General features: G+C 58.5%; 9 protein-coding genes. 4 read left to right on the top strand and 5 right to left on the bottom strand.

The genetic code is table 11. From position 1 onward, the window contains the following. Together ilvN and ACIQ39_RS16880 are read right to left on the bottom strand one after the other, a co-directional pair. Positions 1-333 (bottom strand): acetolactate synthase small subunit (gene ilvN, locus ACIQ39_RS16885; protein ID WP_396435762.1); only part of this gene is annotated, 333 nt, incomplete at its 3' end. A 134-nt stretch (positions 334-467) separates the two neighbouring features. Then, the gene (locus ACIQ39_RS16880) at positions 468-2240 is read right to left on the bottom strand and encodes an acetolactate synthase 3 catalytic subunit (protein WP_396435761.1); all 1773 of its coding nucleotides are present in this window, start codon (positions 2238-2240) and stop codon (positions 468-470) included. Between the two features lie 337 nt (positions 2241-2577). Between ACIQ39_RS16880 and ACIQ39_RS16875 the strand changes: the two genes are divergently transcribed. Continuing rightward, positions 2578-3120: an RDD family protein gene (locus tag ACIQ39_RS16875; protein ID WP_396435760.1), complete on the top strand. Its 543-nt coding sequence runs from the start codon at positions 2578-2580 to the stop codon at positions 3118-3120. Continuing rightward, positions 3117-3752, top strand: coding sequence for a TIGR00730 family Rossman fold protein (locus ACIQ39_RS16870; RefSeq protein WP_396435759.1), 636 nt, complete (start codon positions 3117-3119; stop codon positions 3750-3752). The genes ACIQ39_RS16875 and ACIQ39_RS16870 overlap by 4 nt, the downstream gene beginning before the upstream one ends. A gap of 30 nt (positions 3753-3782) precedes the next feature. Here the strand turns inward: ACIQ39_RS16870 and ACIQ39_RS16865 are convergent, their stop codons facing one another. Together ACIQ39_RS16865 and ACIQ39_RS16860 are read right to left on the bottom strand one after the other, a co-directional pair. Next, positions 3783-4121: a P-II family nitrogen regulator gene (locus tag ACIQ39_RS16865; RefSeq protein ID WP_053175377.1), complete on the bottom strand. Its 339-nt coding sequence runs from the start codon at positions 4119-4121 to the stop codon at positions 3783-3785. A 23-nt stretch (positions 4122-4144) separates the two neighbouring features. Next, the gene (locus tag ACIQ39_RS16860; RefSeq protein WP_396435758.1) at positions 4145-5818 is read right to left on the bottom strand and encodes an NAD+ synthase; all 1674 of its coding nucleotides are present in this window, start codon (positions 5816-5818) and stop codon (positions 4145-4147) included. A gap of 52 nt (positions 5819-5870) precedes the next feature. On the opposite strand from ACIQ39_RS16860, the gene ACIQ39_RS16855 reads away from it, so the two are divergent. Further along, positions 5871-7022 (top strand): GNAT family N-acetyltransferase, encoded by a 1152-nt coding sequence (locus ACIQ39_RS16855; protein ID WP_396435763.1) that lies wholly within the window; start codon positions 5871-5873, stop codon positions 7020-7022. A gap of 214 nt (positions 7023-7236) precedes the next feature. Here the strand turns inward: ACIQ39_RS16855 and ACIQ39_RS16850 are convergent, their stop codons facing one another. Further along, positions 7237-8427 carry an ATP-binding protein gene (locus ACIQ39_RS16850; RefSeq protein WP_396435757.1) on the bottom strand — a complete coding sequence of 397 codons (1191 nt, stop codon included), beginning with the start codon at positions 8425-8427 and terminating at the stop codon, positions 7237-7239. A 211-nt stretch (positions 8428-8638) separates the two neighbouring features. On the opposite strand from ACIQ39_RS16850, the gene ACIQ39_RS16845 reads away from it, so the two are divergent. Further along, positions 8639-8998: a hypothetical protein gene (locus ACIQ39_RS16845; protein ID WP_396435756.1), complete on the top strand. Its 360-nt coding sequence runs from the start codon at positions 8639-8641 to the stop codon at positions 8996-8998. Positions 8999-9193 lie beyond the last annotated feature (195 nt).

Below are 9193 nucleotides of genomic sequence, written 5' to 3'. Positions count from 1 at the left end.
ACGGCCACGAAAGATGTCGGCCATGCGTTTCATTTCTTCGCGTTCCTTGCCCACGGCGCGCACTTTCACGAGCATCAGCTCGCGCTCGGTGTAAGCGCCTTCGGTCAAGTCCACCACTTTGACCACCTCGATCAGGCGGTTCAGGTGTTTGGTGATTTGCTCAATCACGTCGTCAGAGCCAGCGGTCTGGATGGTCATGCGCGACAGGCTGGGGTCTTCGGTCGGGGCCACGGTCAAAGACTCGATGTTGTAGCCACGGGCCGAGAACAAACCCACCACACGGGACAAGGCGCCCGCTTCGTTTTCGATCAATACAGCAATGATGTGTTTCATGTGTGATTCCTCTTTTTGCGACGGCATGCAAGCAGGGAAGTTTGCTTGCTGAAAACTGCCGTTTTTCGCCGCCCTCCCCTGCACACGGTCATGCGCAGGTTTGGCGGGCAATAGATTCGTCCAGTGGGAAAAATTTAAAGATCTTCAGAGCCCATCAGCATCTCGGTGATGCCTTTGCCTGCCTGAACCATGGGAAACACGTTCTCCGTGGGGTCGGTACGGAAGTCCATGAACACCGTACGGTCCTTGAGCCTGCGGGATTCGCGCAATGCCGGCTCGACATCTTCTGGACGCTCGATCAACATGCCCACGTGCCCATAAGCCTCGGCCAGCTTCACGAAATCGGGCAGCGCATCCATGTAACTGTGGCTGTAGCGGCCCGAATATTCGATCTCTTGCCACTGACGCACCATGCCCAGATAGCGGTTGTTCAGCGACACAATTTTGATGGGGGTGTTGTATTGCAAACAGGTCGACAGCTCTTGAATGCACATTTGCACCGAGCCTTCACCCGTCACGCAATACACCTCGCTGTCGGGCTTGGCCAGCTTGATGCCCATGGCGTAAGGAATGCCCACGCCCATGGTGCCCAGCCCGCCGGAGTTGATCCAGCGGCGCGGCTCGTTGAACTTGTAGTACTGAGCCGCCCACATCTGGTGCTGACCCACATCGGAGGTGATGTAGGCGTCGGCGTCTTGGGTCATGTCCCACAAGGTCTCGATGACTTTTTGCGGCTTGATGACCAGGCTGTTGCTGTTGTCGTACTTCATGCAGTTGCGGCTGCGCCAGCCTTCGACCGTTGCCCACCACTGCGTCAGCGCTTGGCTGTCGGGCTTGAGGCCCGACTCGCGGATCATGCCCATCAGCTCGATCAGCACGTCTTTCACATCGCCCACGATCGGCACGTCCACCTTGACGCGCTTGGATATGCTGGACGGGTCGATGTCGATGTGGATGATCTTGCGCTCGTTTTGCGCGAAATGCTTCGGGTTGCCAATGACACGGTCGTCAAAGCGTGCACCCACCGCCAGCAAGACGTCGCAGTTTTGCATGGCGTTGTTGGCTTCCAAGGTGCCATGCATGCCCAGCATGCCCAAGAAACGACGGTCATTGGCCGGGAACGCACCCAAACCCATCAAAGTGTTGGTGACCGGGAAGTTCAGCATGTCCACCAGCGCGCGCAACTCGGGGCTGGCATTGCTCAGCAACACACCGCCACCAGTGTAGATGTAGGGGCGCTTGGCCGACATCAACAGCTGCATGGCCTTGCGGATCTGACCGCCATGGCCCTTGCGCACCGGGTTGTACGAGCGCATCTCGATCTTGTCGGGGTAGCCTTTGTAAAGCGTCTTGTTGAAAGACACGTCTTTGGGCACATCCACCACCACCGGACCGGGGCGGCCGGTACGGGCAATGTGGAAGGCTTTTTTCATGACCTCGGCCATGTCTTTGGCGTCTTTGACCAGAAAGTTGTGCTTGACGATAGGGCGGGTGATGCCCACGGTGTCGCACTCTTGGAAGGCATCCAGGCCAATCGCCGCCGTCGGCACTTGACCGCTGATGATGACCATCGGGATGCTGTCCATATAGGCCGTAGCGATGCCCGTGACCGCGTTGGTCAGACCGGGGCCCGAAGTGACCAGGGCCACACCCACCTCACCCGTGGCACGCGCATAGCCATCGGCCGCATGCACCGCCGCTTGCTCGTGGCGTACCAACACGTGTTGGATGGTGTCTTGTTTGTAAAAAGCATCGTAGATGTGGAGCACCGCGCCGCCGGGGTAACCCCAAACGAACTCTACTTTTTCGGCCTGCAATGCTTTGACCAGGATCTCGGCCCCACGCAATTCTTGGGCGGAGGAAGCGGCTGAGACCGCCGATGCCATTTCGGCTTTGTTGATTTCCATATGTTTGACCTTTTCAACCTTTGTGAATTTCTCTAACGAAAAACCTTGGGTGCCCCTGGGCGCGACTCTTGTGAAGTGGCTTTGGGACTTGAGACCACAGACATGGGCACCAAACTGTAAAAGTGCCGGACGGTGATCCGTTTGCTTTTTTTCAATTGCAACCCGGTATTATCACACCGAAGCAGACTGCCCGGACCTGAGGGTCCCAGTTTTTGCGCCAAAGCCAATTCCGGTTTGTCCTGTGCAAGCCGGTCTTATTGCCCTGTTGGGCGTGTCAAATGCCACGCCAAGGGCATGATGCGCTATCTTTTTTTAGTCCTTTGATTGCCTTGCTGCCATGACCCAGCGCGCGCCTGCTTCCACCCTGCCCACCCCAGCGCCTGCTGCGGGGGGCGAGCCTCAAGATTTGTTCAAAACCCCTTCGCTGAAACGCCGCATGGCCTGCTGGATGTACGAAGGCATGTTGCTTTTTGGCGTGGTTTTCATTGCAGGCTACCTGTTCAGCTCGCTGAGTCAAACACGCCACGCCCTGGACAACCGCCTCGGCCTGCAAGCCTTTATATTTTTGACTTTGGGCATTTACTTCACTTGGTTTTGGTTCCGTGGGCAAACCTTGGCCATGAAAACCTGGCACATCCGGGTCGTCTCGGCCCAAGGCCATCGCCTGACCCAGGCTCGCGCCTTGCTGCGCTACGTCTTGAGTTGGCTTTGGTTTTTACCGCCTTTGGTGTTGACCTTGCCCTTGGGTTTGTCACCCGGCGAAGTCGGCTTGTGGACCCTTGTCTGGGTCATTTTTTGGGCTTGGATCAGCCGATTTCAGGCGCAAAAACAATTTTGGCACGATGTCTGGGCAGGCACGCGCTTGGTGTCCGACCCATGAAACCGAAGATTTTGCCGATGCACTCACCTGACCCGACACAGCCGCCGCGCTCTAGCGCTTTTTCAGTCTGCGTTTATTGCGGCTCCAAACCCGGCAACAGCCCTGAATACGCCCGCATCGCGGTGCAAGTGGGCACATGGATTGGTGCGCACGGCGGCCAACTGGTGTACGGCGGTGGGCGCAATGGCCTGATGGGTTTGCTGGCCCAGGCCACTCTGGCTGCTGGCGGCAAGGTGGTGGGCATCATACCCAAAGCCCTGGTTGAAAAGGAATGGGCGCACCACGGCTGCACCGAGCTGTATGTGGTGGACACCATGCACGAACGCAAACGCTTGATGGCGGAAAAGGCCGATGCCTTTTTGGCCTTGCCCGGTGGGATCGGGACTTTTGAAGAGCTGTTTGAAGTCTGGACTTGGCGGCAACTGGGTTACCACGACAAACCTGTGGGCATCCTGAACAGCTTGGGCTACTACGACAGCCTGATGGGCTTCATTGAACAAGTCGTGCAAAAGGGTTTCATGGCCGATTGGCAAACCCAACTGGTGCGCGTGGGCACAGATGCCTCTGATTTGTTGCAGGACTTGGTTGAGGCGGCTGGCTTTTCACCCCCTGCCAAAACCGAACTCATGTAAGCGCGAAAGGCGGCGCTGCTTCAGAGCCTTTTAAATCGCGGTTTCATCTTGTTCACCGGTGCGGATACGCACCACACGCTCCACGCTTGTCACAAAAATCTTGCCGTCACCAATTTTGCCGGTGCGCGCCGCCTTGACGATGGCGTCCACACAGCTGTCCACGTCCTCGTCCTTGACCACCACTTCCACCTTCACCTTGGGCAAAAAGTCGACCACGTACTCGGCACCCCGGTACAACTCGGTGTGGCCTTTTTGGCGTCCAAAACCCTTGACCTCGGTCACCGTCAAACCCGTCACGCCGCACTCAGCCAAAGCCTCCCGCACCTCTTCCAACTTGAAGGGCTTGATGACGGCGGTGATTTGTTTCATGGGAAAGTCCTGCAAAAAAAGGGTTAAGCGCGAAATTTGTTGGTCATAGGATAACGCCAATCCTTGCCAAAACTGCGGTGCGTGACGCGAATGCCCACCGGCGACTGGCGGCGTTTGTACTCGTTGAGCTTGATCAGGCGGGTCACTTTCTCCACATCGGCGCGCTCAAAGCCGTCGGCAATCAGCGCCTCCACGCCCTCGTCGTTTTCCATGTAGCGCTGGATGATGGCGTCCAGCACTTCGTAGGCGGGCAGGCTGTCTTGGTCTTTTTGGTCGGGGCGCAGCTCGGCGCTGGGCGGGCGGGTGATGATGCGCTCGGGGATCGGCTGGCTGCCCGTGCCATACGGGTCGTTTCGGTTGCGCCAGCGCGCCAGGTCAAACACGCGGGTTTTGACCACGTCCTTGATGACCGCAAAACCGCCCGCCATGTCACCGTAAAGTGTGCAGTAACCCGTGGCCAGCTCGCTCTTGTTGCCGGTGGTCAGCACAATCGCCCCGGTCTTGTTGGACAGCGCCATGAGCAGCGTGCCGCGAATGCGGGCCTGGATGTTCTCTTCGGTCGTGTCTTCTTTCAGGCCCTCAAACTGGGCCGACAGCGCTTGTTTGAAGCCGTCAAACAAGGGGGCGATCGAGATCTCGTCATAACGCACATTCAAGCGCTTGACCATCTCGCGCGAATCGATCCAGCTGATGTCGGCCGTGTAGGGCGAGGGCATCATCACCGCGTGAATTTTGTCGGCCCCGATGGCGTCCACCGCAATCGCCAGCACCAGCGCCGAATCGATGCCGCCCGACAGGCCCAAAACCGCCGCTTTGAAACCGTTTTTGCCCAAATAATCGCGCACACCCAGCACCAGCGCGTCCCACAACTCGGCATCCGCGCTGGCCAAAGGCAGCAGTGCATCGGCCGCAGCGCTCAGCGCCACGCCATTCGGGCTAACCGCTGCCTGCACCGCCAAGTCTGCTTCGCGAAAGCCCTCGGCCCGCGCCACGGTTTCGCCATGGGCATTGAGCGCAAACGAGCGCCCTTCAAAAATCACCTCATCCTGGCCGCCCACCAAATGCGCATAAATCAGCGGCAAGCCGCAGTCGGCCACCCGCTCGCGCATGCGCTGCTCGCGCTCCGGGCCCTTGCCCGCGTGGAAAGGCGAGGCGTTGAGCACCGCCAGCATTTGCGCGCCCGCGTCACGTGCCAAGCGGGCCGGTTCGTCAAACCAAGCGTCTTCGCAAATCAGCAAACCCACCCGCACGCCCCCGACCTCGAACACGCCCACCCCGTTGCCGGGCGTGAAGTAACGGCGCTCGTCAAACACCTGGTAGTTGGGCAACTCGCGCTTGTCGTAAGCACACACCACCTGCCCCTCGCACAGCACACTGGCACGGTTGTGGCGGCGCGTCACAGCCACGCTGCGGGTGCGCACACCGCCGCCTTGCGGGTGGCCCACCACGACATGCAAGCCTTTTAAAGCTGCCAGCTCGCTGGCCACGGTTTTCAGGGCATCATCGCAGGCGTCAATGAAGGCCGGGCGCAAAAACAAGTCTTCGGCCGCGTAGCCGCAAATCGACAGCTCGGGCGTGAGCACCAAGCGCGCACCCTCGGCATGCGCCCGGGTGGCGAAATCGATGATTTTGCGGGCATTGCCCTGCATGTCACCGACCACGAAATTGAGCTGGGCCACACAAATTTGGAGAGTCATACAGGTGCAAAAAATAGAGAGCTTGAATTATGTCACCCGGGTGCAAGACGACATGGGTGCCATCGCACCTGAGACTTGGGACGACTTGCTCGCCCAGCAAGATGCCCCTTCCCCCTTCATGCAGCATGCTTATTTGTCGGCCATGCAGACCAGCCAATCGGCCGCGCCCGAGACCGGCTGGACGCTGCAAGTCATCGGCCTGTGGCGCGGCACCCCGCAAGGCGATGTGTTGGCCGCTGCCTGCCCGCTCTACCTCAAGACCCATTCACGCGGCGAATACGTGTTTGACCACGCCTGGGCCGACGCCTACCAGCGCCACGGCCTCGACTATTACCCCAAAGCCCTGGTCGCCTCGCCGTTTACGCCCGTACCCGGTAGCCGCTTGCTGGCCGAATCGGACGCCGCCCGCCAAGCCCTGCTGACCGCCTTGCTGGAACTTTGCCAAAACAACAACATCCCATCCCTGCACATTTTGTTTGGCAGCCCGCAAGACCTGCAGGCCTGCGCGCAAGCCGGGCTGCTGCCGCGCGACCAAGTGCAATTTCACTGGCAAAACCAGGGCTGGCGCGACTTCGACGACTTTTTGGCCAGCATGACGCAAGAAAAGCGCAAAAAAATCCGGCAAGAACGCCGCAAAGTGCGCGACGCCGGCGTCAGCTTTCGCGCTGTGCGCGGCCCCGATATGACGGATGCCGACTGGGCCCTGCTGCTGCGCTGCTACCAGCAAACCTATTGGGAGCACGGCAACGCGCCCTATTTGACCCCGGCGTTTTTTGAGTCCATGCGCACCGACATGGCCGCCAACTGGCTCTTGTTTGTGGCCGAACACGAGGCGCAACCGATTGGCATCAGCCTGATCGGCCTGCACCTGAACGCCCAAGGCCAGCCCGAAGTGGCCTATGGCCGCTATTGGGGCGCGCTGGCGCGGGTGGACTGCCTGCACTTTGAAGCTTGCTATTACCAACCCATCGAATGGTGCATACAGCACGGCCTCAAACGCTTTGAAGGCGGCGCCCAAGGCGAACACAAAATGGCCCGTGCCCTGCTGCCCACCCCCACGCACAGCGCCCACTGGCTGGCGCACCCGGCGTTTTCTGAAGCTGTGGCGCGGTTTTTGGAGCGGGAAAAAGCGGGGGTGGAGAACTACCTCGAAGCGCTCAACCAGCATTCGCCTTTGAAGCAAACTTCCCAGCCCAACTTGTAGGTCGGCGCCTTCAGGTCCGACACCTACCCCACCCCTTCCGGCAGCTTGTGTCGCTTCGCCTCGAACACTGGTTTCTGTCACCCCACAGGAGAGAGTGCTGGGCAAGCTGAGGGGGCATTCAGCATCAGAAGTTCACTTTGAATGGCTGCTCTCTTCGAGGTCATCCATCCGTTCAGAAGCTGTTTCAAAGCGAACGCGGCGTGTGTGAGAAATATCACGCCCCCCAAAGTGTCGACAACGGGGCCGCCCAGATGTTGTCGCCAAGAGGCAGGGTTTCATCGCCGTCATAAAGCAACACGCCCATTTTGAAATCAGACCCTGCCAATCCGGCGAGTTTTCGCAGTCCGCGCAGATCGCTTTCTTTGACAGTGGCCGAAGCCTTGATTTCCACCCCAACCACCTGACCTGCGGCGTTTTCAATCACCATATCGACTTCTACCTGGTCGGCATCCCGGTAGTACAGCAGTTGGTAGTCGCCCTCGGCCGTGCTGGCGTGCTTGAGCAATTCTGCATAGACAAAGGTTTCCAGCACATGACCAAAGCGTGTTTTGTCTTTTTGGGTTTCTTCAGCGGTCAAGTCCATCAGCGTGGCCAGCAAACCCGCATCGATGAATTGGAGTTTGGGCATTTTGACCATTCGCTTGAGGCGATTGCGCGCCCAAACATCGACGCGTTTGAGCAAATACATTTGCTCAAAGATGCCGAGATATTTGGCGGCGGTCTTGTGATCGATGCCCACTTGGCCGCCGAGCTGAGAGTGGTTGCACATTTGCCCAGCCATCTGAGCCAGGGCACGCAAAAACCGTGGCAATTGATCCAGTTTGTCAATGTTGGCGATGTCGCGGACATCGTGCTCCACCATGGCCGCGAGGTACTGACGCGCCCAAGCTGTGCGACGCCTGTCGGTGGATCGCGTCAACGCCTCCGGGTAGCCGCCTCGCAGCACACGGGCCACCAAGTCATCGTCGCGGACGGTTGAGCCTGCATTCGGTAGGCGATCCGCAAACACGCGGTCTAGCCAGTTGGCGGTCTGCCCAAAAATTTCGCTTTGTGACAAAGGCAGGAGTGACAAAGTCTCCATTCGCCCGGCCAAAGAGTCGGCCACGGCAGGCAGTGCCATCAAGTTGGCTGAGCCTGTGAGCAAAAAACGCCCTGGACGACGGTCTTCGTCCACGCTTTTCTTGATGGCCAACAACAAGCCTGGGGCGCGTTGAATCTCATCGATCACCGCACGGTCCAAACTGCGGATCATGCCCACCGGATCTTCTTGGGCCGACAAGAGGGTGAGCGCGTCATCCAGGGTCAGATAACGGAATTCGCCGCTGCGGCCAGCGATCTGCTTGACCAGCGTCGTTTTGCCCGCTTGCCGTGGACCCGCCAAAAGAACCACCGGGGTGTCGCTCATGGCTTCAAGGACATGAGGCGCAATGAGTCGCGGGAACATTTCAGGATCAGTCATGCCCTGATGCTATTGTAAATTTGGGAAAATTAACACATGAATTTGGGAATTTTTAGGCATTAATTTGGGAAAATTCAGGCGTTCACGGCTTGGCTTAAGTTGATTAATTCGAAAGAATATTGAATAAAAAACCTTGAAATATATCCAGGAGATACAAATGCTGGACATCAACGATGCAATCATTCTGAACTGTGCGCCCCAAGGCGGTGCCATGGCGACCGCAGCGACCGAGCACACGGGCTTGACGCGGGTGGCGGTTTCGCGGCGCATCAAGAAGCTGGCCGATGCGGGCTATCTGCAGCGCCATGGCACGGGCACCCGGCAAACCTACAGTTTGGGCGACAAGCGGTTTTGGTTGCGGTTGGAACCCCTTGCCGACATCGTGCGACGCGGCGGTGAGCTGGTGTCACGCTCGCAAGCCAAATGGGTGATGAACCGCGCCACCCAGTTCAAGACCGTGATCCTCGACTTTGAAGGCGTGGTCCATGTGAGCCAGGCTTTTGTGGACGAGGTGTGAAGTGGACCCCAAAGTCAGGACAGACTTGATGGCAGTTTAAGTTGCACTCAACTTCTCGCAGCTGGACGGCGCTGCCCCGGTTTTTGCCTTTTGTATTGCAGGCTCAATCTCAATCCTGACTTCCTCGTTCGCAGTCCCGCTGGAGCAAAGCGCAACTGGGTGTCTTTCTTGGCTCCGGTATTTGTCCACGATCAT

It is taken from the genome of Limnohabitans sp. (assembly GCF_044361645.1).
Lineage (GTDB): Bacteria > Pseudomonadota > Gammaproteobacteria > Burkholderiales > Burkholderiaceae_C > Limnohabitans_A.
Note: the sequence above shows the minus strand (reverse complement) of the source record. Positions and strands in the feature narration are given on the sequence as shown.